Source organism: Stenotrophomonas sp. YJH_SMC_16, assembly GCF_059367875.1.
Genome location: NZ_JCAFRH010000001.1, coordinates 104,346 through 126,970, shown reverse-complemented (window position 1 = coordinate 126,970; position 22,625 = coordinate 104,346). Strand labels below are relative to the sequence as shown.

At 64.1% G+C, this 22,625-nt stretch carries 25 protein-coding genes, 1 tRNA gene and 1 pseudogene; 11 read left to right on the top strand and 16 right to left on the bottom strand.

Annotation, left to right across the window (positions count from 1 at the left end; translation table 11 throughout):
• Positions 1–64: 64 nt before the first annotated feature.
• The 4 genes from AC5P6E_RS00570 to AC5P6E_RS00555 all read right to left on the bottom strand — a co-directional run bounded on the left by AC5P6E_RS00570 (position 65) and on the right by AC5P6E_RS00555 (position 3,244).
• The gene (locus tag AC5P6E_RS00570; protein WP_312719187.1) at positions 65–1,486 is read right to left on the bottom strand and encodes a M28 family peptidase; all 1,422 of its coding nucleotides are present in this window, start codon (positions 1,484–1,486) and stop codon (positions 65–67) included.
• A gap of 224 nt (positions 1,487–1,710) precedes the next feature.
• Positions 1,711–2,115, bottom strand: coding sequence for a large-conductance mechanosensitive channel protein MscL (gene mscL / locus AC5P6E_RS00565; RefSeq protein ID WP_010481458.1), 405 nt, complete (start codon positions 2,113–2,115; stop codon positions 1,711–1,713).
• Between the two features lie 55 nt (positions 2,116–2,170).
• Entirely contained in the window at positions 2,171–2,887 is a 717-nt protein-coding gene (locus AC5P6E_RS00560) for a fumarylacetoacetate hydrolase family protein (protein ID WP_010481460.1), read from the bottom strand.
• A gap of 75 nt (positions 2,888–2,962) precedes the next feature.
• Positions 2,963–3,244, bottom strand: a complete 282-nt coding sequence (locus AC5P6E_RS00555) for a hypothetical protein (protein ID WP_010481462.1) — start codon at positions 3,242–3,244, stop codon at positions 2,963–2,965.
• Positions 3,245–3,422: 178 nt separating this feature from the next.
• Between AC5P6E_RS00555 and AC5P6E_RS00550 the strand changes: the two genes are divergently transcribed.
• Positions 3,423–3,758 (top strand): Rieske (2Fe-2S) protein, encoded by a 336-nt coding sequence (locus AC5P6E_RS00550; RefSeq protein WP_010481464.1) that lies wholly within the window; start codon positions 3,423–3,425, stop codon positions 3,756–3,758.
• A gap of 331 nt (positions 3,759–4,089) precedes the next feature.
• Here AC5P6E_RS00550 and AC5P6E_RS00545 read toward each other — a convergent pair whose 3' ends face one another.
• From AC5P6E_RS00545 to thiS, 4 genes are all read right to left on the bottom strand, one after another.
• Positions 4,090–5,937, bottom strand: a complete 1,848-nt coding sequence (locus AC5P6E_RS00545) for an SLC13 family permease (protein ID WP_010481466.1) — start codon at positions 5,935–5,937, stop codon at positions 4,090–4,092.
• A 27-nt stretch (positions 5,938–5,964) separates the two neighbouring features.
• Positions 5,965–6,699, bottom strand: a complete 735-nt coding sequence (gene trmB, locus AC5P6E_RS00540; RefSeq protein ID WP_010481468.1) for a tRNA (guanosine(46)-N7)-methyltransferase TrmB — start codon at positions 6,697–6,699, stop codon at positions 5,965–5,967.
• Positions 6,699–7,493 carry a thiazole synthase gene (locus tag AC5P6E_RS00535; RefSeq protein WP_010481470.1) on the bottom strand — a complete coding sequence of 265 codons (795 nt, stop codon included), beginning with the start codon at positions 7,491–7,493 and terminating at the stop codon, positions 6,699–6,701. Before AC5P6E_RS00535 ends, trmB begins: the two co-directional genes overlap by 1 nt.
• A gap of 80 nt (positions 7,494–7,573) precedes the next feature.
• Positions 7,574–7,774, bottom strand: a complete 201-nt coding sequence (gene thiS / locus AC5P6E_RS00530; protein ID WP_049454766.1) for a sulfur carrier protein ThiS — start codon at positions 7,772–7,774, stop codon at positions 7,574–7,576.
• A 207-nt stretch (positions 7,775–7,981) separates the two neighbouring features.
• Here thiS and AC5P6E_RS00525 point away from each other — a divergent pair, with 207 nt between their 5' ends.
• Positions 7,982–9,835, top strand: a complete 1,854-nt coding sequence (locus tag AC5P6E_RS00525; protein ID WP_241885018.1) for an autotransporter outer membrane beta-barrel domain-containing protein — start codon at positions 7,982–7,984, stop codon at positions 9,833–9,835.
• A gap of 128 nt (positions 9,836–9,963) precedes the next feature.
• A tRNA-Gly gene (locus AC5P6E_RS00520) sits at positions 9,964–10,037 on the top strand.
• 77 nt (positions 10,038–10,114) lie between these two features.
• Here the strand turns inward: AC5P6E_RS00520 and AC5P6E_RS00515 are convergent.
• Together AC5P6E_RS00515 and AC5P6E_RS00510 are read right to left on the bottom strand one after the other, a co-directional pair.
• Complete coding sequence (locus AC5P6E_RS00515; RefSeq protein ID WP_241885019.1) at positions 10,115–10,900, bottom strand: DUF2971 domain-containing protein; 786 nt, start codon at positions 10,898–10,900, stop codon at positions 10,115–10,117.
• Positions 10,901–11,069: 169 nt separating this feature from the next.
• Positions 11,070–11,285, bottom strand: a pseudogene (locus AC5P6E_RS00510) (tyrosine-type recombinase/integrase); the annotation flags it as partial.
• A gap of 182 nt (positions 11,286–11,467) precedes the next feature.
• Between AC5P6E_RS00510 and AC5P6E_RS00505 the strand changes: the two are divergent.
• Complete coding sequence (locus tag AC5P6E_RS00505; protein WP_483698145.1) at positions 11,468–11,836, top strand: hypothetical protein; 369 nt, start codon at positions 11,468–11,470, stop codon at positions 11,834–11,836.
• Between the two features lie 165 nt (positions 11,837–12,001).
• On the opposite strand, the gene AC5P6E_RS00500 is transcribed toward AC5P6E_RS00505, so the two are convergent.
• Together AC5P6E_RS00500 and AC5P6E_RS00495 are read right to left on the bottom strand one after the other, a co-directional pair.
• Positions 12,002–12,508 (bottom strand): hypothetical protein, encoded by a 507-nt coding sequence (locus AC5P6E_RS00500; protein ID WP_241885022.1) that lies wholly within the window; start codon positions 12,506–12,508, stop codon positions 12,002–12,004.
• Positions 12,509–12,521: 13 nt separating this feature from the next.
• Entirely contained in the window at positions 12,522–13,334 is an 813-nt protein-coding gene (locus AC5P6E_RS00495; RefSeq protein ID WP_495230603.1) for a hypothetical protein, read from the bottom strand.
• 322 nt (positions 13,335–13,656) lie between these two features.
• Between AC5P6E_RS00495 and AC5P6E_RS00490 the strand changes: the two genes are divergently transcribed.
• On the top strand, positions 13,657–14,019 hold the full coding sequence (locus tag AC5P6E_RS00490; RefSeq protein ID WP_152906419.1) for a hypothetical protein: 363 nt from the start codon (positions 13,657–13,659) through the stop codon (positions 14,017–14,019).
• 989 nt (positions 14,020–15,008) lie between these two features.
• Here the strand turns inward: AC5P6E_RS00490 and AC5P6E_RS00485 are convergent.
• Positions 15,009–15,230, bottom strand: coding sequence for a hypothetical protein (locus AC5P6E_RS00485; RefSeq protein WP_049454774.1), 222 nt, complete (start codon positions 15,228–15,230; stop codon positions 15,009–15,011).
• Positions 15,231–15,441: 211 nt separating this feature from the next.
• Between AC5P6E_RS00485 and AC5P6E_RS00480 the strand changes: the two genes are divergently transcribed.
• Both AC5P6E_RS00480 and AC5P6E_RS00475 read left to right on the top strand, forming a co-directional pair.
• Positions 15,442–15,915: a hypothetical protein gene (locus tag AC5P6E_RS00480; RefSeq protein ID WP_241885025.1), complete on the top strand. Its 474-nt coding sequence runs from the start codon at positions 15,442–15,444 to the stop codon at positions 15,913–15,915.
• Positions 15,916–16,014: 99 nt separating this feature from the next.
• On the top strand, positions 16,015–16,515 hold the full coding sequence (locus AC5P6E_RS00475; protein ID WP_049454776.1) for a hypothetical protein: 501 nt from the start codon (positions 16,015–16,017) through the stop codon (positions 16,513–16,515).
• Positions 16,516–16,820: 305 nt separating this feature from the next.
• Here AC5P6E_RS00475 and AC5P6E_RS00470 read toward each other — a convergent pair whose 3' ends face one another.
• Positions 16,821–17,558, bottom strand: a complete 738-nt coding sequence (locus AC5P6E_RS00470) for a hypothetical protein (RefSeq protein ID WP_483698141.1) — start codon at positions 17,556–17,558, stop codon at positions 16,821–16,823.
• A gap of 294 nt (positions 17,559–17,852) precedes the next feature.
• On the opposite strand from AC5P6E_RS00470, the gene AC5P6E_RS00465 reads away from it, so the two are divergent.
• Entirely contained in the window at positions 17,853–18,257 is a 405-nt protein-coding gene (locus AC5P6E_RS00465; protein ID WP_019336442.1) for a DUF805 domain-containing protein, read from the top strand.
• Position 18,258: 1 nt separating this feature from the next.
• On the opposite strand, the gene AC5P6E_RS00460 is transcribed toward AC5P6E_RS00465, so the two are convergent.
• Entirely contained in the window at positions 18,259–19,125 is an 867-nt protein-coding gene (locus AC5P6E_RS00460) for a PoNe immunity protein domain-containing protein (RefSeq protein ID WP_483698139.1), read from the bottom strand.
• 106 nt (positions 19,126–19,231) lie between these two features.
• On the opposite strand from AC5P6E_RS00460, the gene AC5P6E_RS00455 reads away from it, so the two are divergent.
• Positions 19,232–20,416, top strand: a complete 1,185-nt coding sequence (locus tag AC5P6E_RS00455) for a hypothetical protein (protein WP_495230599.1) — start codon at positions 19,232–19,234, stop codon at positions 20,414–20,416.
• Between the two features lie 64 nt (positions 20,417–20,480).
• On the opposite strand, the gene AC5P6E_RS00450 is transcribed toward AC5P6E_RS00455, so the two are convergent.
• Positions 20,481–20,846: a hypothetical protein gene (locus AC5P6E_RS00450; RefSeq protein WP_224328455.1), complete on the bottom strand. Its 366-nt coding sequence runs from the start codon at positions 20,844–20,846 to the stop codon at positions 20,481–20,483.
• 167 nt (positions 20,847–21,013) lie between these two features.
• On the opposite strand from AC5P6E_RS00450, the gene rimK reads away from it, so the two are divergent.
• A complete protein-coding gene (gene rimK / locus AC5P6E_RS00445) occupies positions 21,014–21,892 on the top strand; it encodes a 30S ribosomal protein S6--L-glutamate ligase (protein WP_005410807.1) in 879 nt (292 codons plus the stop codon).
• Positions 21,893–22,138: 246 nt separating this feature from the next.
• Positions 22,139–22,615 carry a hypothetical protein gene (locus tag AC5P6E_RS00440; protein WP_010481495.1) on the top strand — a complete coding sequence of 159 codons (477 nt, stop codon included), beginning with the start codon at positions 22,139–22,141 and terminating at the stop codon, positions 22,613–22,615.
• Positions 22,616–22,625 lie beyond the last annotated feature (10 nt).

Genomic DNA, 22,625 nt, shown 5'->3' with positions numbered 1-22,625 from the left:
TGCGAACCTTGGTTCGCACCGCTCCTGCTGCTGCGCTCGCCGGGCATGGCCCGGCGCTACCGCATCATTCGTTCGGCGGCGTGGTCGCCTTGGCTTCGCTGCCGAAGTTGCCATCAGCCTCCGCCGCCAGGTACGCGAACACGGTATACGCGGCCACGTTCTGCGCCAGTGCCTTCGGGTCGATCTTGTCCAGCGTGTCGTCGGCGGTGTGGTGCAGGTGGAAGTAGTCCGAGCCGTCCTGCGCCAGCCACGCCCATGCACCGCCCTTGGCGGCCAACGGGCCGACGTCCGGGCCCGGGCCACCCTTGTCGGCCTGGTACTCGATGCCCAGTGGCTTCATCACCTCGGCAATCTGCTTCGTCGCTTCGCGCGAGCCTTCCGGGTTGGGCGAACCGGTATTGAAGGCGTAGATGCGGCCGGCGCCGAAGTCGCTCTCGGCAGCCAGCTGGTGCAGGGCCACGTCCTTTGCATGCGCTTCGGCGTAGGCCTTGCCGCCATACAGGCCCTGTTCTTCGTTGGCGAAGGCGACCACACGGATGGTGCGCTTCGGCGCCTGCTTGAGCAGGCCGATCAGGTGGCCTGCGGCCATGGTGATGCCCACGCCCGCGCCGTCATCCACCGCGCCGGTGCCCAGGTCCCATGAATCCAGGTGACCACCAATCACCACCACTTCCTTCGGCAGGCTGCGGCCGGTGATCTCGCCGATCACGTTGTACGAGGTGGCGGTACCATCCCAACCGCAATCCAGCGCGACCTTCACCGTGGTGCTGCCACGCGCCAGCAGGCGCGCCAGCTGGTCGGCATCGGGCACCGACAACGCGGCCGACGGCACCGGGGTCAGGCCGTCATCGAAACGGGTGATGCCGGTGTGCGGCACGCGGTGCGAGTCGGTACCGGCCGAGCGCATCAGGAATCCGACCGCGCCCTTGCGGATCGCTTCGGACGGGCCCTTGCTGCGGATCGCACCGCCGCGGCCGTAATCGCGGCCATCGCGGAAGGGCAGCATCTGGTAATCGACAAAGGCGATCTTGCCCTTCAGCGAGCCCGCCGGTGCGGCCTGCAGCGCGGCCAGGTCGGCGAAGCGCACCACTTCGGCTTCCACCGTGCCGCCCGGGCTGCCGCCCAGTGCGGTGATCTGCAGCGGCTGCGGGTTCTTGCCGGTCACGGCGGCGTGTTCACTGCGGCGCTCCCACTTCGGGAACGTCACTGGTTCCTTCCACACCTTGTCGAAGCCCAGGGCCTTGAACTTGGCTTCAGCCCAGGCCACGGCGCGGGCGTCGGCTTCGCCGCCTGCGATGCGGGGGCCGATCTCGGTGGTGAGCGATTCGACCACCTTCCAGCCGGTGTCGTCGGCCAGCGCCTGGTCGCGCAGCTGTGCGGCGGTGGCCAGCGACGCCGGGGGCAGGGTGGTGGTGTGCGGCGCCGCGAAGGCCGGGGTGGCCAGCAGGGCGAGGGAGGATGCGATGGCAAGGACGCGGCGACGCATGGACAGCTCCGGGAAGGGACCAAGCCTTGGAGCTTAACAGTCGTTCAGCCCGGCGCATGGGCGGGAGGTCATGGCTGGCGCGGATGCTGTTTTCCGCCAGATGCAGCAAAGCGAAAGCCCCGCCGGGGCGGGGCTTTCGCCTGCTTCTGCGGTAGCGCCGGGCCATGCCCGGCGAGCGCAGCGGCAAGATGGCGTCCCGCCGGGCATGGCCCGGCGCTACTACCTTATTTCTTCAGGCTGTCGCGGATCTCGCGCAGCAGCACCACTTCCTCGGCCGGCGCAGCGGGAGCGGCTTCCTTCTTGCGCGACAGGCGGTTGATCACCTTGATCACCAGGAAGATGGCGAAGGCCACGATCACGAACTGGATCAGCGTATTGATGAAGTCGCCGTAGCCGATCACCACCGCCGGAATCTCCTTGCCGTCCGGCCCGATGCGGGCCGGCGACAGCGTCCACGCCAGCTGCGAGAAATCCACCTTGCCGATCAGCATGCCCAGCGGCGGCATGATGATCTTCTCGACCAGCGCCGTCACGATCTTGCCGAAGGCCGCGCCGATCACCACGCCGACGGCGAGGTCGATGACGTTGCCGCGCATCGCGAATTCCTTGAACTCGGTGAGCATTCCCATTGTTGTTTTTCTCCGGTGGGGGAAGTGGACAGCGCGCAGGGTAGCGCAGGTGATGTCAGCCGGCGATCACACCGTGGCGCTCGGCCACGTTTTCCAGGCGGGCACTGAAGCGGTCGCCGGGCTTCAGTGCGGCCACACCGGACGGGGTGCCCATGAACACCAGGTCGCCGGCACGCAGCTGCCACAGCTTGGACAGCTCGTGCAGGATCTCCGGCACGTTCCAGATCATCTGGTCCAGCAGCGCCTGCTGGCGCACCTCGCCGTTGACCTCCAGCGACAGGTTCAGCGCGGCCAGGTCGCCCACTTCCTCGGCGTGGACGATTTCGCTGATCGGCGCGGAGGCATCGAAGCCCTTGGCCGCGTCCCACGGGTGGCCCTTGTCCTTGGCGGCGGCCTGCAGGTCGCGGCGGGTCAGGTCCAGGCCCACGGCGTAGCCGTAGACCAGTGCATCGGCATCGGCCACGGCCAGCTCACCGGCAGGCGCATCGCGGCCGATCGCCACCACCAGTTCCACTTCGTGGTGCAGGTTGGCAGTCGCCGGCGGGTAGGGGATGACATCGTCGTGGCCGACCACGATCGCATCGGCCGGCTTGCTGAAGAACATCGGGCGGCCGCGGTCATCGGCCGCCGGCACCGCTGCGCCCATTTCGCGGGCGTGGTCGGCGAAGTTGCGGCCGACGCAGTAGATGCGGTGCACGGGGAAACTGCCGCCACCGGCTACCGGCACACGCGGCAGGGCTACGGCAGGGATCACATCGGAGACATCGGACATGCGGGCATCCAGGAAGGGCGTGCCCGCAGTCTAGAACGCATGGCGCCCGCCGTCAGCGGGCGCGGATGGCGTAAGTCAGCGCGAGACCGGCAACACCGGCTTGCGCACCACGCGGTACTCGCCCTCGACCACGGTCGGGTCGACCGGACGCGCGGCACCCGGCTTGCGCGAGGCCAGCAGCTTCCACGCCAGGCCGACCATGATCATCGCCGCACCAACAAACACGCCGATGAACACCATCGCGGCCAGGATCGCCAGGCCAAGCAGGCCCACGGCAACGCGCACCAGCGGGTGACGCGGCTTGCGCGGCGCGAACAGGGTGCGGAACTGGTTGAAGGCGGATGCGCGATTGAACATGGCGGCTCGATAGGCTGGGATCAGCGAAAACAGAGTATCGGGACGCGCCACTGTCATTGAGTGAAAAACTCGTTAAATATAGCCTGTGCTTATTACGGATCAATGACTTGTGTTCATGTCGCAGCCAGTCACCTGAGTGGGCATGCGACAATGCGGGTTTACTGTCCGAGCCTTCGCCATGACTGCCGCTGCTTCCCTGATCGCCCTTGATGCCATTGCCGATGGCGCGTTTGCCGAGGTCGAAGCGGTGGTGGATGGCGATGCCGAATCGCTGGTGCTGTACCGCGACGGCGCGCAGGTGCGTGCCTTCCTGAACATCTGCCCGCACGCCGGCCGACGCCTGGACTGGGCCCCGGGCCAGTTCCTGAAGAGCCGCGAAGGCCACCTGGTCTGCGCCGCACATGGCGCCTCGTTCGCGCTGGACAGCGGCGACTGCATCGCCGGTCCCTGCAAGGGCGACCGCCTGCGCGCAGTGCCGGTGGATGTGCGCGACGGGCAGGTTTACCTGGCCTGATGTAACCGGTGCGCGAACCAAGGTTCGCACTCATAGGATCAATGGGGATCCAGAGATTCATCCACGCATGGCTTGGATCCACCGTGTCGACCAAGGTCGACACCCACCAGAGCAGAACGCCGACAGCTCGCGGAAAACTGTCGAAGGCGGGGTGGGTCCGGTTGCGGGGGCGTGAGCCGCATGGATGCGGCGACCGAGCTTACAGGGACGTACTTGCAGCGTCCCCCGCAACCGGACCCACCCCGCCATCCCACGGAATGCACGCTGTTGCTGTTGCTGTTGCTTCGGCTTCGGCGGGTGCAGGGCGCAGCCCTGCCAACAAACCCAACCCTCAGAACATCAGGTTGATCATCAACACCACCACACAGGTGTAGATCAGCGACAACGGTCCGCCGACCCGCCACATCTCGCGCGGGGTGTAGTTGGCCGGACCGGTGATCATCGAAATCACCGGGTTGGACGCCGTCATCAGGTTGTTGGATGCCGACAGCGCCACGATCAGCGCGAACGCGGTCGGGTTGCCGCCGGCCGCCAGTGCCAGGTTCACCGCAATGGGCACCATCACGATGGTTGCGCCCACATGGCTGATCACCAGCGAGAACGCCGTGGTCAGCAGCGCCAGCGCCACCTCCAGCACCCACACCGGGATGCCGGTCGGCAGCTTGTCGATGGTATGGCCGGCCACCCATGCCGCCGCACCACTGGAATCCATCGCCCAGCCGAGCGGAATCAGCCCGGCCATCATGAACACCGTCTTCCAGTTGATCGAGGCATAGGCCTCGTCCATGCGCAGCACGCCGGTCAGCAGCATGCCGGCCACGCCGGTCATCAGCGTCAGCGCCACCGGCAGCTTGCTGGTCAGCGCGATCAGGATGGTCAGCGCGAAGATCGCCATCGCGATCTTGAACTTGTGCGGGCGCTGCTCGCCGGTCGGGTAGTCGGTCACCACCACGAAGTCACGGCTGCGCGCGGCCTGCGCCAGATCGGTCCAGATGCTGTGGAAGACCAGCATGTCGCCGGCGCGCAGCTGCACGTCGCGCACGTCCTCGCGGATCACCTGCTTGTCGCGGTTGATCGCCAGCAGGCTGATGCCGCGCTCCTTGCGCAGGCGCAGGTCGGCGGCGCTCTTGCCGATCACGTTGGAGGTCGGCGGCACCACCGCCTCGGAAATACCGGCACGGCTCGGGTTGAACAGGTCGCCCAGGTGCTTCAGGCGCGAAGACATGCGCAGGAACTGGTTCTGCGCGAAATCGTTGATCTGCTCGCGCGGGCCCATCGCACCGAGCACGCTGCCGACCCAGATGCGCATTTCCGCTGGCGGCGCCAGGCGGGTGTCGTTGCCGGTTTTCAGGGCCAGCAGCAGCGGGGCATCGTGCAGGTTCTCGGCCTCGCCCAGGGTCATGCCCACCAGCGGGCTTTCGGCACTGACCACCAGCTCGAACACATCGCCTTCGATGCCGTAGGTCTTGGCGAAGTAGCTCTCGGTGCGCGCGGGCGTGACCCCGTCGTTGACCAGGTTCTCTTCCTCGATCAGCTTGCGGTCGCCGTAGTAGCGGAAGTACAGCAGCGAGGCGATCAGCAGGGCCACGCCGATCGGCAGCGGCGCGAACATGCGCAGCGGTTCGATGGTGGCCAGGCCCGAGGGCAGGTTGTTGTTGGCCGAGGCCAGCAGATCGTTCAGCAGGATCAGCGGCGAGTTGCCGACCATGGTCAGCGCGCCGCCCATCACGATCGCCGCCGAGATCGGCAGCAGCAGGCGCTGCAGGGTCAGGCCGGTGCGCGCTGCCAGTCGCGAGGCGACCGGCAGGTACAGCGCCATCACCGACGGGTTCTGCATGAAGGACGAGTTCAGGCCGGCGATGGCCGTGGTCATCATCAGCAAGCGCTGCTCGACGCCATGGCCGCGACGCAGCAGCCAGGCCGCCAGCCGGTTCAGCGCCCCGGTGCGGTCCAGGCCGGCACCGAGGATGGTGGTGGCGATGATGCTCATCACCGCGTTACCGGAGAAGCCGCCGAAGATCTCTTCCGGCGCGATCAGGCCGGTGACACCCAGCACCACCAGCACCACCAGCGCGACCACGTCGGCGCGGATGCGCTCGAACAGGAACATCGCCATCGTGAAGCCGACCAGCCCGAGCACGAGCTTCATGTCGTTGGTCAGCGTCAGCGCGGTATCCATGTGGGGCGCGGCGTCCTCAGGCGATCGTCAGGTGCGGTCGTACAGCAGGTCCCAGACGCCGTGGCCGAGCTTCTGGCCGCGGGTCTCGAAGTGCGTCTGCGGGCGCCAGTCCGGGCGCGGCACGCTGCCACGCGGGCCGGCGCGGTTGACCAGGCCGGCGGTGGCATCGAGCACGTCCCACATCTGCTCGGCGTAGTCTTCCCAGTCGGTGGCGCAGTGCAGGCGGCCACCCGGGCGCAGCTTGCGCACCAGCAGCTCGGCGAACGCCGGCTGCAGCAGGCGGCGTTTGTTGTGGCGCTTCTTGTGCCACGGGTCCGGGAAGTAGATGCGCACTTCATCCAGCGCGCCATCGGCGATCTCGTTCTGCAGCACTTCCACCGCATCGTGGTGGTACAGGCGCACGTGGTCGGCGTTGTCGTCGGCCAGCGCGTTCAGCAGGCGACCCACGCCGGGCGCGTGCACTTCGATGCCGATGTAGTCGCGCGACGGGTCGTGCTGGGCGGCGAAGCGCAGCGCGGCACCGTTGCCGAAGCCGATTTCCAGCACCTTGTGCGCCGGGCGCCCGAAGGTGGCGTCCAGGTCACGCGGCTGGCCGTTGTAATCGATGCCGAAGCGCGGCCAGCGTTCGTCGAACGCGCGCTGCTGGGCGGGGGTGAAGCGGCCCTGGCGCAACACGAAGCTGCGCACCTCGCGGCGGCCTTCGCTGACGGTGAAGGGCTTGGGCGGAGCCTTGGAACCGGCGCTGTCGAAAGGATTGGTCATCAGCCGATCAGCCCATCCACCGGAGAGGAGGCGCTGGCGTAGCGCTTGCGCGGGATGCGCCCGGCCAGGAACGCCTCGCGGCCGGCCTCGACCGCCTTGCGCATGGCACTGGCCATCAGCACCGGGCTGCGTGCACCGGCAATGGCGGTGTTCATCAGTACGCCGTCGCAGCCCAGCTCCATCGCGATTGCCGCGTCCGAGGCGGTGCCCACGCCGGCGTCGACGATGATCGGCACCTTGGCGTCTTCGATGATCTGCAGCAGGTTGTACTTGTTCTGGATGCCCAGGCCCGAACCGATCGGTGCGGCCAGCGGCATCACCGCAGCGCAGCCGATCTCTTCCAGGCGCTTGGCCAGGATCGGATCGTCGGAGGTATAGACCATCACCTCGAAGCCGTCCTTGACCAGCTGTTCGGCGGCCTTGAGGGTCTGCACCACGTCCGGGTACAGCGACTTCTGGTCGCCCAGCACTTCCAGCTTGGTCAGGTTGTGGCCGTCCAGCAGCTCACGTGCCAGCCGGCAGGTACGCACCGCGTCTTCGGCGGTGTAGCAGCCGGCGGTGTTGGGCAGGATGGTGTAGCGCTCCGGCGGCAGCACGTCGAGCAGGTTGGGCTCGCCCGGGTTCTGCCCGATGTTGGTGCGGCGGATGGCCACGGTGACGATCTGGGCGCCTGCAGCCTCGGTGGCCAGGCGGGTTTCTTCCAGATCCTTGAACTTGCCGGTGCCGGTGAGCAGCCGCGAGCCATAGGTCTTGCCGGCGATCACCAGCGAATCGGGGGAGACATGAACGTTCATGGCGCGATTATCGCCTATCCGCCTGAAGATGGGATCACGCAATGGCGTGCCGGCCGCTGGCCGGCAAACCCGCGCAGGTCTCAGCCCCCGCCCAGCGCGTGCACGATCTCCACGATGTCGCCTTCGGCCAGGACGTGCTCGCCATGGCGGCTGCGGCTGATGATCTCGCCGTTGACCTCCACCGCCACCCGGCGCTGCAGCAGCTGCTCGGCCTCGAGCAGGTCGTGGAGGGTCGCCGAGGCGGGCAGGGTGCGGGGTTCGCCGTTGAGCTGGATGTTCATCCCTGCATTGTCGCTGATAGCCCGTCGGGATCGGAACGTTTGCAATTTGAACCGGGCGCCAGCTCCAGCACAGCGGGTTCCGGCGTGATCAGGCGACAATCCATGCGGCGGCGCAGCGTGAGCAAACGGCGGCGCGGTGAAACCATTGACCGTGCGCCGGCGTACGTGCGCCGGATTCCAACCTATTTACCCCACAGGAGTTCCTAGATGCAGCTCAGCAAACACCCGATCCGCTCCCTGATGGCGGCTGCGATCGCACTCGCCGCGCTGCCGGCCATGGCAGGCGAAAGTCCGTATTCCAAGGCGGTGTTCTTCGGCGACAGCCTCACCGACGCCGGCTATTTCCGCCCGCTGCTGCCTGAGGCCACCCAGGGGCTCTCCGGCCAGTTCACCACCAACCCGGGCTGGGTGTGGTCGCAGCAGGTCGCCAACTACTACGGCCTCAACAAGGACCCCAACGGCAACGGCCAGAACGGCGACAACTACGCTGTCGGCGGTGCCCGCGTGTCGGTCGAAGGCGGTGGTGCCCTTGGCGCGATCCCGTCGCTGAAGTCGCAGGCGGCCCGTTACCTGGCCGCAAACGGCGGCAAGGCTGATCGTAATGCCCTGTACACCGTCTGGGGCGGCGCCAACGACCTGTTCGCCGCGGCCGGTGCTGCCGGCGCGGGCGCGTCGCCGGCCCAGGTGCAGGGCATCATCGGCGCGGCGGCCACCGACCAGATCGCGCTGGTCGGCGCCCTGAAGCAGGCCGGCGCCCAGTACGTGCTGGTGCCGAACCTGCCGGACGTGGGCATCACCCCGCAGTTCCGCGGCCCCAACGCGGCAGCCGCCACCGCCATGTCGGTGGGCTACAACAAGGCGCTGTACGGCGGCCTGAAGCAGGCAGGCATCGAGTTCATTCCGCTCGATACCTTCAGCATCCTGCGTGAAGTGACCGCCAACCCGGGCATGTACGGCTTCACCAACGTCACCGGCACCGCCTGCAAGATCAACCCGGCCAACACCACGGGCAGCATCATCGGCTGCAACCCGACGACCTACGTCAGCCCCGATGCGTACCAGACCTATCTGTTCGCCGATGGCGTGCATCCCACCGTGACCGGTCACCAGCTGCTGGGCCAGTACGCCGTCTCGGTGCTGGAGGCTCCGCGCCTGCAGCAGGTGCTGAGCCACTCGGCACAGACGGTCGGCCGTTCGCGTGCCGATCAGGTCAGCAACCACCTGGGCGCCCGTCCGGCCGATGGCCTGTCGTGGTGGGGTGGCGTGCGCGGTGACATGCAGCGCTATGACCACGCCGACCTGTACGACGGCGTGGCGCCGGCCGGACTGTTCGGTGTCGACTGGGCACGTAACGGCGTGGTGGTCGGCGGCTTCGCCGGCTTCGGACGCATGAGTGCCGACTTCGGCAACAGCCGTGGCGACTTCACCCAGAAGGACACCACCGCCGGCCTGTTCGCTGCCTGGTATGGCGACCGCGTCTGGGTCAACGGCCAGGTCAGCTACACCTGGTTGTCGTATGACGTGAACCGCAAGGTCCAGCTGGGCCCGGCCACCCGTGAGCATGGTGGTTCGCCGGATGGCAGCAACCTGACCGCTGCACTGAATGCCGGTTACGAGTTCGGCACCGAAGGTGGCTTCCGCCACGGCCCGATCGCTTCGGTGATCTGGCAGAAGGTGAAGATCGACGGCTACACCGAAAGCGCCACCGCCGGCACCATGGCCACTGCGCTGGGTTACGACCGCCAGAACGTCGACTCGACCGTCGGACGCGTCGGCTGGCAGGCCCGCTTCGATGGCGGTACCGTCAAGCCCTACGTGCAGGTGACCTACGACCACGAGTTCGAGGACACCAAGCAGGCCAGCGCCTGGCTGCAGACCCTGCCGGAACTGGGCAGCTACCGCGTGCCGGGCCTGGACTTCGACAAGAACTACGCCACAGCCGTACTGGGTGCGCGCATGGACCTGTTCGGCCTGCAGGGCAACGTTGGCCTGAGCACCACGGCCGCCCAGAAGCGCGCCCGTGACGCGACGATCTTCGCCACCGTGGGTGGCAGCTTCTGATGAATGCAACATCCCGGGCACCGCAAGGTGCCTGGGATGCCTGCACGGCAGCGCCGGGCGATGCCTGGCGGGTGCGGCGGCCACCATTGCGCAACACCGGCCGCTCCGCATAGACTTTCACCCGTAATGCGGGCGTAGCTCAATGGTAGAGCTGTAGCTTCCCAAGCTACTGACGTGGGTTCGATTCCCATCGCCCGCTCCATGTCTCCCAAGGGTTTGCGGTATATGTAAGCGCTCCGCAATATCTTGGCCGCTCCGCAATTCGCGCGGGCGAGGGCGTCATCGATAAGACGCCTTGGACTTCACCACATCTACTCCAGGCAGTCCAAGCGTCTCCAGCATGACAGAAATTGAAGTGGTCAGGCTTTGATTCTTGGGGCCGACTATGACGCTGCGGATGGGGTTCTCGCCATCCGGTCCAATGAAGTCTAAGTCGATGTATGCCACTGGCGATCCTTGTTTCATGAAGAATTTGATCGGCTGCGGAGCGTATTCCTCGCCGAATGCTGTTCCTTGGAAATCGATCAATTTTCGGCCGTTTGCCGATTCTTCATATCGGGCCAAGTGGACCAGACGCACCTCGCTCTCCTCGGCGAAAGCGGGGTTTTTGTAGGAGCTCAGATCCATTGCCAGCCGGAACGCAAGCTCGAACAGCTTTATATCGTTCTCTGGTTCTTTCTGCATCACCAAGTGAGCGACTTTGACGTACTGAGCGATCTCGAAGACCTGTTGCTCTTCGCTGTAGCTGACCGCGAGAGGATTTGCAGGTAGCCCAAGAATCCGCCTTGCATCAAAGCCAATAGAGAAGCCGAGGCCATCGCTTGCGTATGCTCTCCATTGGCTGAGCGTGTCGCCATTGGTTGAAAAGCAGGAGGCAAGTGGAAGGGCGGCAAATCCTGAGCCACTTATGACGGCGTCCACTCGATCTAGAAATTCCTGTCCTAAGCTGTCTGCGAGCTGAGTAGCGGCTTCCTGCCACATGCTGTAACCCCAATGCATCTCGAGATAGTCGTTCATCGAGAATATGTCGCAAAAACGAATCTTCTTGCCACTGCAGATCGCCAAGAATGTTTCCGGCGAACAATAGTGGTAGAGAAGTTCGTCGGTCCTCGGGCGGTACTCCCTCGGTAGCGTCATTGCTCATTCCGTTCAGTCGATGTGGCGGCCGTATTCTGTAAAAGCGCCGGCGATTCTGCAATGTGTCAGGCGCCGGGTACAGCCGTAATCTAAAGGGCTATCGAGTCGGGGTTGCCTTCGATCCTCTCTTTTCCCGCACGTAGATCTCGGTTGTAATGACCGACGAATGCCCCAACTGCGCCTGCGCTTCGCGAATGTCCTTTGCCGAATCGGCCTTGTCCGTACCAGCCTTGGCGCGGAGGTCTCGGAACTGGAATTCCCTCTTTGCAATACCGGCCGCCTCTCTGACCTTGTCGAACCTGTAGCGGAGCGCTGCCCGGGCGATACGTCACGCGTGACTTCCAGGCCAAAAGCCCCGAGGTAGCGGTCACCGGTCCGAACAACAACTTCGGACTCAGCGTTATTCTGACCAATCTCGGCGGCAACAACTGGCGGGTGTCAGCCTACACGGGCTCGTCGCCTGTCTTCGGTACGGTGTGGGTATACGACTCGGTTGTGACTGGAACGCCGGGCAAGACCGGAATCGAGATCTACCGAGAGCACACCGGCGAGCTGGCATTCGCCTCCTGGGCGAAGCCCCTACGCATCATGGGCGTAACGACTGCCCCGTTCGGGGCGGCAGAGGGCGCCTATATGCAGGTGCCGGCCGGTCGGCGCTACGCGGTTATCTCGTCTCGTTCGTGCCAGTGGATTGAGCGTGGTGTGGACACCCGCTTGACCGGGCCGCAGGGGGATGGGACGGGTGCAGCGGGTTTGGGGCGCTTCTACTATGCCGGCGCTGCCGCTTTGATCCCCCAGTCCGACAATGCGACGCAGTTCAGCGCATCTGGCCATTTCGTGCTGATCGACGTGACCGGCCACTAGGCTGCGGCGTCACGGCGAATGAACGGCGGGGCGTGTCAGATCGCGCCATGTGCTATTCCGCCCAGATCACCGCCGCCTATGAGAAGCTGGGACGCCAAGAGCGACAGGCAAGAAAATGCCCCCTTGAACCAAGGGGGCAAAACTGCTGTCGGTGGGAGCTATGGATCAGCCGAATCCGCAGTCCACCATCGTGTCGTCGAAGGTCTCGCATCTGCGGATGCCGTTAGCCTCAGTACATGCAGTCCCGGTACGGGGCCTGACAGAGCAATCAGGCCCACCAAACCCACCACCCGGCCCGCCGTCCTCCATGCCGCCACCACCACCGCCGCCACTCGGCGGTTTCTGAGTTCCCGGCAGAGGCTGGACGCAAGGAATTCCACTGAGGCAAGTAACAGCGGCTTCTTCGACCGACCCATCACCCCAAGTCACCTTGATCCTGCTGCCGACAGGCAAAGAAGCAATGCCATGCGTGACTCGGTACATGCCCGCCAAACCGGCAAGACCGGCGATTCGCAGCTCCGCCATTTCGTAGGCCGACATGTTTTGCGCTGCCACAACTTGGTTGTACGGATACGAGCTGGCATTGATCGATACTGTTGCAGCGATGGCGGCAAACGCCAAGAAAACCAGCCCGGCGGTGCTCCACTTCATCTTTCTGGAAATTCGATTCACGAAGTTGTCCTTTTTAAGATGGCTTCTTCCCAACTGCTCTCTGTACTTCTACTATCGCTCTGTCCAGCGATTCTTGCTGTCCAGCAGGAACCACATTGTTCCTAATGGCGTCTTCAAAATCTCCTGCTCCACATATGCCTGTATTGATGCAGAGCGAATCCAATCGATAGGATCCGGGGCCGCAATCTGCGCCCAATCGGCATGCCACTATGCTCCATGCGTAATTGGCATATGGTCCTGTTGTGGCGCGCTTGAACTCTGCGAAATCTCCAGAATCTGGAGCGAGCGCAAGAAGATCACCGAGGGAGAAGATGGCTTCCGGGTCACCCGAGTGGATCACGTCGCGCGCTAGCGATAGATAGTCATCTGCTTTTAGCGCTGCCCAGTTCTTGGACGCCACCGCAACCTTGGAGTACGCGTCACCTTGGTTCGCAGCTCGCTCGAACCAGTTGGTGTATGTATCTTGCGGTATTACTTGGCCACGATCTACTGCGGAACAAATGGTCGAGAAGCGCTTCTTGATTCCGTCGTAGGTGCTTTGAGGGACGCCACGAACAGCCGCATATGCATCCAAGGTCGAATACATATTCGCTGGAGACAGACTGAATACCGAGCACTGTTGGTACAGCTTTGCCAGTTCTCGTTGCGCCACCATATCGCCGACTTCTGCACGTGAGCGCAGGGTGTTGAAATGTGCCGCCACCGATTGAGAGTCGGCATTGCTCCAAAGCTGCGAGTCAAGTGCGCCGGGTGTACTTTCTCTCGCTACTGGCGAGATCGGTAGGTGCTGTGGGCCAAGGGGCTCTGCATTTGAGCTGTTGGACACTGTGTCATTTCGGACAGAGGTGATCCCATACCAAGCCGTTATTCCGGCGATTGCGGCTATAGAAAGCCACGCTACGATTCTTCCTTGAGACATCGCCTTCCCCAGCTGTGCCTGATTCCAAAGATGCTATCACGGGATACCTAGGCGAAATCAGCAGCTGGCTAAGAGCCGAGTAGCGCCGCGCCGGCTCAGGGTCGACTATGACTCGACTCGGGGCGATTAAGCCTGTCGGGACGGCCCTGATGACGCCTGCCTGCTGTGTCTCAGTGGGTGCGATAGGATCGCGGCACGATCCATCCTCATCTCCAGCACTGGCGGTCGCATGAGAATCCCTGTTATTAGCACCTCGCGTTCAACGTCCTTGATTGCTGAGGACGTAATGGCTCATGGGATTGTCGTCGTTGACACTGTCAGGTCGCATGCCAAGCGGCTAGCCCAGGAGTTGCGGGAAGAGCTCGGGATCGAGCCTGTTGATGATGAGCAGGAGGATGCAAAGTTCCTGCTACACCTGTCCTGTGATGTGGAACCCGTGGACGAATACGGATGGGTGGACTACTACGTTCACAGCGACACCTCCCCGGTGGATGCCATGGACGCAAAAGAGTTCGTTTGCAAGGCGGTCCGTCAATGGGCGGCGGCGGGGAGGCCTGATTACTTCGTGGCCCAGCTGCCCTCCCGTCGGTAGCATTGGGGCACGGCCGGAAGTAGGCTTGCCGACGCAATGTGTTGGTACGCGGCGCCTGAAATAGTTGGTATTGGTGTTGGTACGGAAGGCACTAATCCCATTAGACCTCCTTTAAGAACAATAGGTTGCTGTGACTTTTCGCATCATCGAAGTGCATGCTCCATTGCCTTGAGGTAACCGCGGTGCATTTCGAGGCCGGCCTCGCATGCTTGTAGGCGGTCCAGGATTTCATTGATCTCGGCGCTCATTGTGGTCTCGACAGGTGGGGCGGGGGCGGCGATAGTTCGCGGACGCCTAGACGAGCCCGCTATAAGCATCCTCAACGTTCTGCTGCGCCCTGACCAGCTCCTTGTTGCGGTTGATACCCTCGCAGAAGACGCGCTAACCGGGGCCCATTCGTCCGGCGCAAAGGTGCTCTTGATCCCGCAGCACAACTTGGTGTTGGCGGCACGCGGGTCCACTCAGTTCTTTCTTCGCATCTACGAACTCGCCATCCAAGCGAGCTTCCGGGCAGATTTCACAATGGAGCAGCTGACGAAAGAGCTAGGGCTTGTGATCGACAAGCTGTGGCCGAGTTATGAGCGCGCTGCCATAGATGCGGGCCTCCCGAAGCAGAGCTTGGGTACGGAGCTTGTGCTTGGCGATTGGTCGCCGAAGAGTGGACGGATGCTGGCGACGGCCTAGGCCAAGAACGACAGCGCGATTGTCGCGGTCGTGCAGCAGCTCGATGGGGGCCTCGCTTCGCCAGGTGAACTTCTAAGAGGCCGTCCAGACAGTTTTGCGTGGGAGGACGTCTTGGCTGCGGCAAGGCTTCAGGCGAACTACCTCAACGAGCAGATGGGCGGCAGGTCGCCGGCGGCCGTCTGCTGATTGGGCTCCTCCAGCAGGGGCAAGCGGTCGTGAAGGATCTCGGGGTTCTCTGACACGGGACTTATGGGGTCCATGCCATGCCAAAGGTCGCAGCGGCAGACGCCGCTGCGCCAAGGGCCTTACTGCAGGACCAATGCTTCGCGTACGGGCTGCGTCCAGGTGTCGGTGACCCAGCATTGCCCTTCATGGCAGAAGGTCTGAGTGCACTGGGCGACGCCGCCGCCGATCGGGACACAAGACGTGTGGAACGATGCGGCATTGGCAGTGGGAATGACACCTACAGCACTGGCTGCTCCGGCAGCCGCAACGATCAAACCAAGCAAGACACTTTGGATCTTCATGATCACTCCATTGTCAAGTTGATAAATGCCCGGTGGGCAGCAGGAAAGTCTCAACGGACTTGGATGCTCGCAATAGGAAAACCGCTCGCTGGCATGTAGGGATTTACCTATGGAGCGGCGTATAGGGGAGTGGCAGGGGGAATCTGAGCGGTTAAGACCGACCATTGAGCGAATCGCAGCGATTGGGGCGTCCAGCCGTATGCTCTCCGCCATGCTTCCCTCGCACGGCTACCAAGGCTTCCGCGCAGCACCGCCACCCTCTGGCTGGGTCCAGATGGGGGAGAGCTGGGTACTGTGGTGGAGTGGACGACAGATTGCCCAGGTCATGCCGGCCAAGGACCGTGACGTGCGTGTTCACCTCGATGCCCGGAAGATGTGGCAGACCAAGGACGAGCGCGCCGCCAGCATCGCCCAAGGCAAGCGCTACGCCGAACGCTGGTGCGCGGCTGAGGCCTGGCTTTGGGACGCCAAGCCGAGCGAACCGCTCGAACCGCTGCCCGGCCTACCGCCTACCCGAGAGCAGCAGCAACAGGTCCGGCGTCTGGCCGAGGCCGGGGCTGTGGAATTGGCGCGAATCAAGGAAGCGCTGGAACCGCGCCGACCGCCGAAGGAGACCAAGCCCCGCCTGAAGGACACCCGCAAGGCGTGGGTGAGGGCAGGGCTGCAGCAGCTACGGCGCGTTTGATGGCTCAGGGGTAGCATTCTGCGAGGATGTTGGGCAGCGCGAAGGGAGGGGGATACCGTGGCGGATGATGCGAAAGCGAGATATGCCGATGTAGTCGTCATGGCCCTGCTCGCCAGCGGCGCGGACCGCGGCTTTAGGTCGCTGGATGTCTTTGTTACATGGTTCGTGACTGGTACAGCGGCTGCCCTGGGCTTGGCTGCTGCCAACCTAGACCGATTGCAGGGATTGGTCACATTGCCTGGCATCAAGGCGGCGCTTCCATTGCTCCTAGCGGTGTTGGGATTCGTGCTCGCCTCGAAGTTCCTCGGAGGGTTGATCTGCACCTATGCGGGCGCGATTGAGTCGTCAATGACTACCTTGGATCGGCTGGTGAAGCTGGATCAATTGCCAGATCCACTGGCCTTCGATGCGGCACTAGCTAGGGCCACCCCATGGCCAGTGCGGGCCTGGCAATGGTTGGGATGCCGGCTCGGCGTCAATAATAGGGGGCGGCAGGTTATGTGGCTCATGGTGGTAAGTGGGTTTTGCGCGAGCGCTGCGGCGATCCTGACGGTCCTATTCTGGATGGTATTGCTCGGTTACCTCCCACGCATTCTGTAGCCAAAAGCGCTCCGCAATTGCTGAAACAAGGCGAAAAATCCTGCGAAAATCGATGCGGATGGTTCGCCGATTGCGGAGCGGAAATCCGTATAATGCTGTTGATTTGAAAGGATTTCTTTGTGAGCTTCCCAAGCTACTGACGTGGGTTCGATTCCCATCGCCCGCTCCATGTCTCCAGGGTATTCACCCCAGGCAGGCGCGGCGCACTCGTTGAACCACACCCAGGTCCAGCGTGTGGCAGCAGCGCCGGAATCTCTTTCCTCAGTGTTGGGCTGTGGCTCTTCCGAACCACAGCCCGAAGCGGCTTATGCGCCCGCTTGCGCAGCCGCGTCCTTGGCCGCGGCAGTGACGGAACTCCCGAAACCGGTATAGGTCGATCCGTTGCAGTGCAGGTATGCGCGGAAGACGACGCCATTCAACTCGGCGTTGTCAAAATAGCAGTGCGTACCGGTCTTGGAAGATTTCTTCACAAGCCGCATTGCCATCGCGTTTGAATCGTCGACGCTGGAGCCAAGGCCGGCAACGCTCCAGTACTGGCCCGGGCGAGTGCAGGTGTAGGGATACTTATAGCCATGTGCCGACCCATAGTAGTAGTCGACATTGCACCGCGCCTGCGTCGCCGCCAGGGTGATGGCCAGCTCAAGCAGGTTCTGTCCCGCAGTGGTGGTCGTCATGCCATAGGCGGAAATCGGAGTGGAACTGCACTCTCCTTTGATGCCCACACCCGGTGCCGGGATGCTGACATAGGGATCGCGTGCGAAAACACTGCATACCGGGCCTTCCTCGGCGACGGCAAGGAAGCCATTGGTGTTGGCCGTCGCAGCATCGATATTGCTGCCAACGCCCGCGACCGTTCCATTCTTGCCGCAGCGCCGGATCACCACGCCTCCGCCGTTCGGCAGCATGTCCATACCGGGGTCGCAGATGCCCGGCCCGATCGAGGATGCCCCTGCCGGTCCGGTGTAATCACGTTCTGCGTTTGCGGCCATCGGGGCCTGGGTGGAAAGCAGTGCAAGCATCAGCGGAAAAGAAATCGCAGCCATTCAAAACCTCGAATCCATGAGTGAGCAGTGACGCTAGCAGAGGCGCCATTCTGGAAAACTGGAATTCGACCCATCCGCCACTGCTGCAAGCCAGTGATTCGATTCAGGATGCCTACGTCTGTGAAAATGTGCGGTAGTTCGCGCTGCGTCTCCGGCTGCGCGGTTGCTGCCGCGGGCTCCTGTAACCTCCGCTGTCTGCCGGGCCCGTCGGGCCGCAGGGTTCAGTTGGTGCTGGGCTTGGGGATGCTAAAAGATCGTTAACCGTCGACCTATCGTCCGCTGCCCGGAGCGCGAATGATCCCCGCACTTTTGCCCCTCAGGCGTTGCTTTGATTTTTCAGGGCGATCCAACCGGAAAGAGTTCTGGTCGTACTCCCTGTCTGCTGCGCTTGTGGTGGCAGCGAGCTACACCTTGATGGACGGCGGATACTGGCTGACGGGCACCGTGCTGCTCGATGGGGAGGCCTTCGAGCCGTTCCGGATGCTGGGGTGGGGCATGACGGTCTGCGCGGTCATCGTCCTCCTTCCGCCGATGCTGGCCCTGGCCGTTCGACGACTGCATGACATCGACGAGTCTGGCTGGTACGTCGTGATCGCCTTCATCCCGTTGGGCGTATTCGTCCTCTTCCCGGTCATGCTGCTGCCGGGCAACGAGGAGGAGAATCGATTCGGCGGCATATCCGGTCTGCCGGGCGCCTGACTCAGCGCCGGGCGAAGTCCACCAGGTCGGAAGGGTAGTGCGGGCAGGTGCGCAGCGCGGCATCGTCGCCGCCATACAGCACCACCAGCGCTGCTACTTCAAGCGCCCAGTAGCCCCAGGCATTCGGTCCGGTCAGGCGTCGGGTCCGCTTCTGGGCTTTGGGCGACAGCAGGAAGAAGTCGCGGTACTGCACCTGCAGGTAGCCGGCCAGCAGTGAAGGGTCGAACGCTTCACCGTCGCGCAATGGCGCGAACAGCTCGGCGAACGGGCGCGGATGGAATATCGCATCGCTGGCTTCGGCAAGGCCGAGTGCCGGCGCGCTGAGGTAGTCCAGCACGCGGTCGGTTTCGAAGCAGAGCACCTGCTCCACCAGCGCCGGAAGACGATCCTGCGCATCCAGCAGCACGCCCAGTGACAACAACTGTAGTGCGTATTCGTAGTGCTGCGTTGTGCGCGATTGCAACGACGCGGCCAGCGCGATGTCGTGGCCTTGCTGTTGCAGGCTGTCCCGGGCTAACGCCAGCAAACGTGCGTGTTCCAGCCACAGCTCTGTCACGTCGGCCTGCATCTGCTGCAACGCCGTGGGGGCGAAGCCGCGGTCGATGCCTTTCAGCAGCAGGTTGCTGCCGGTCTGGGCAACCGCTTCCCAGCCGTAGGCATGTTCCAGCGCCGCATACCCCTGCAGCGGCTCCTCCGCAGGTTCACCGCCATTGCGCGCATGACGCGCAAGCAGGGCCATGCCCGCGTTCCAGTCTGCCTGCCAGTCCGGCAGGCGAAGCATGCGGCGCGGTACTCCCGGATTCTTGGACAGTGCTCTCCATCGCGGTAGTACGTCCAGCAGCAGATTCCGGCGGTTCACGGCAGTCATCGGTTCCATCATCAGGGAAAGTCTAGCGGCAATGCCGGTTCGGCCCCCATTGCCTGGCACCGCGTTGAAGGTTTGAATGGTGCGCAATCGCAGTCACCATGCCCGCATGACCGTTGATCGAATCGCCCTCCGCCGTTTCACCCAGTGGCTGCCGTTCCTGGTCCTGGTCGCCATCTGCGTGGCCTGGTGGTCGCCGCTGGGCGTGGTCGTCGCCCTGGCCGCGTGCCTTGCAGTGGGTGGCGTGCTGCAGCGCTTCGATCTGGTCGGCGATGCCGTAGGCGGCGCACTGCTGCGCTCGCGGGCGACGCTGCCCTTTGCCACACGGCCGCCCACGCATGATGTTCTGTTGGATTGGGGCGAGCTGGGCATGGGAGGGCCGGCCTACAGCACCCAGATGCTGCGCGATGGCGCCATTGTCGAGGGCGTATCCACCGGAGGCAGCCGCGATGCCAGTGGCGAGTGGCAGACGCTGGCGGGAAGCGCGCTGCGCGTGGCCAGTGGCTACATTGATCGCAGCGAAGCGGTGATCGTCTACGACGAAGCGGACAAGAGGGTGATGCACCTGCTGGCGATTGTTCCCAGCCTGTTCTGGCAGGAACTGCACGAGCGCCGGCAGCTTGGCGGGGATGCCGAAGCCGCGATGTGGTTGCGGGATCTTCCCTGCCGATCGACCACGCTGCGCCCCTGCCGGGGTCTATGGCTGGAACCGGAGCACCCGGCGCTGGCCGCCAGGTTGCCGCAGGCATTGCGGCATGTCCTGCCGGATGCCCGGGTGTTGCAGGCCATCCCGCTGCTGCCCGACGATCTGCGCCTGACCGCGCATCCGACCCTGTTCGCGCGCATCTGCCCGTACGCGCTCTGTCTCGATGGCGAGCCCAGTGACCGTCACGCCTGCGATCTGGAGACGGTGATCACCAGCCCGTCCGGACGATGCGTGGTGGTGGCGGGCAGCGTGCTTGATGGGGATCTGCGTCCCATCGAGGGCGTATGGCTCGTCCACTGGCAGGGGCGTTGGCAGGCCATCGGCCGCCGTGCGACGGGCGGCAGCGGCAAGACCCGCAGTGGGGCCTGGATCGATGTGATCGAGGCTGGCGATGACGGTACGCTTCGCTGCGACGCCTATGAGGAACACTGGACGTTCGACGCGATCACACGCATCCCCACGCCACACACGGCACTCGCCTTGCCTGTGGAATGGCGGGAAACCGCACTGGCCGTGCGTGTCCGCGAAGGACGCTTCTCGCTGCGCCTGCCCCGCGCGGTTCGGCGGCGCCACGCATCCCTTGGATGAGCCATGAGGATGTCCCCGGCGACGGTGCGGCCATCGCCGGAGACGGTGCGGCGGCTACCGGCCGTCAGTCAGAGTAGAAGCCGTTGCCGAGGGTGCCGGGCAGACCGGGTTCCGGCCATGGCATCAGTGACGTGCAGGCGTCATACAGCGTGCAGAAGTCCTGCCGAAGTTGCGCAGGCACCCAGCTGCCGTAGGAAACGTCGGTCGAGTCGCCCTGGCAGGCGTAGGAAACATCGATCCAGCGGGTATTGGCGTGTGAGGCAACGCCCTGGTGCTGTGTCTTGCCTGTGCAGTAGCGCAGGCCCTGGCCGATCAGCGTGTTGTTGGCATCGAAGTAGAGCCGGGAGACTGCATGGGTCGGCGCAGCCTGTACGTCTGCGGCGCCTCCCACCAGGCCAAACAGCAACAACAGCGGAATTCCCATTCGCATCTGTGGTTCTCCTTGGGGTGTGTAAGCCGGTCGTGTCCTGTCCATCAGCCGGCGAAAGGCATCTTCGCACAGCCCCGTCAGGCACGCAGATGCGGCGGCCTGCTGGGCATCATCCACCCGCCACACGCCCGCGCTATGCTGCGCGCCTGCCGTCCGATCCTGCCGCGATGAAGCTCGCCATCCTGTCCCGCAACAGCTCCCTGTACTCCACCCGCCGGCTGGTCGAGGCGGCCCGCGCGCGCGGCCACACCGTACGCATCCTCGACCCGCTGCGCTGCTACATGCGCATTGCCGCCGATGGTTTCTCGATGCACTACAAGGGCCGGCCGATGACCGGCGTGGACATGGTCATCCCGCGCATCGGTGCCTCGATCACCCGCTATGGCACCGCCGTGCTGCGCCAGTTCGAGCTGATGGGGGCGCGTACGCCCAACCCCTCCGACGCGATCCTGCGTTCGCGCGACAAGCTGCGCGCGCACCAACTGCTGGCCGCCAAGGGCATCGACATGCCAGTCACCGTGTTCGGCGACAACCCGGATGACACCGTCGACCTGCTGTCCATGCTCGGCCCGCCGCCACACGTGGTGAAGCTCAACGAAGGTACCCAGGGACGGGGGGTGATCCTCACCGAGAAGGCCAGTGCTTCGCGTGGCATCGTCGAGGCCCTGCGGGGCCTGTACGCCAACTTCCTGATGCAGGAGTTTATCGGCGAAGCCAAGGGCGCCGACCTGCGCTGCTTCGTGGTCGGTGACCAGGTGGTGGCGTCGATGCAGCGGCAGGCGCCGGAAGGGGACTTCCGCTCCAACCTGCATGCCGGCGGCACCGCGGTGGCGGCCAAGGCCAGCCGCGCCGAACAGCAGGTGGCGGTGCGCTCGGCCAAGGCGCTGGGCCTGTCGGTCTGTGGCGTGGACCTGATCCGCTCCGCGCGCGGCCCGCTGGTGCTGGAGGTCAACTCCACGCCAGGGCTGGAGGGCATCGAAGCCGCCTGCGGGGTAGATGTGGCCACGCGCATCATCGAGCACGTCGAGAAGCTCAAAAAGCCATGATCAATCAATGGCTTGAAATTCTCATGGGCAAATGAGGCCGGCTTTAACATGCCTTTAATCGGCGCCGGCGTAGCCTTCAGCGAACCGCAGCTCTGCCTCTCAGCAGGATCGGTATCGGGATACGACTTCAGACCCAGGCGGGGCACCGCCTGGGTCTTTTTTATGCCAGCCGCAGGTCCCTTGTGGAGGCAACGTGACGGCCGTAGAGTGGCGCCCATCGTTCCTGGATGGATCCGGAGGCTGGCGATGTACCGCATCACGATGATCGCGTTGTTGCTGGGGCTGTCTGGTGCTGTCTCCGCCAAGCCGGAGAAGACCGCCATACAGATGGACGGGCAGGCACCGGTGGCCGAGCAGGTCCGGCGGGTTGAAAAGGCCCTCGATGACGGCGAATACAGCGAGATTTCCGCTGACGACCGTGCCCAGGTGCAGCAGGCACTGGCGCGCATCACCCAGCGCATGGGTGACCACCGCACGCTTCAGGAGCTCCCGCCGCAGGTCCAGGCGGAGGTCTTCAACGACCAGGAGCGGATCAACACGGTTCTTGTCCGCGCCCATGAAGACAGCCGCCAGATCTGCCAGCACACCCGCACCACCGGCAGCAACATGCCTAAAAGCCGCTGCCTGACCGTGGCTGAGCGCCGCCGGATCGAGGAGAAGGGCAAGGCCCTGCTCAACGACCAGCGCACCTTCAACAACTTCAACCCCGCCACCAACCACTAGGCCGTCCGAT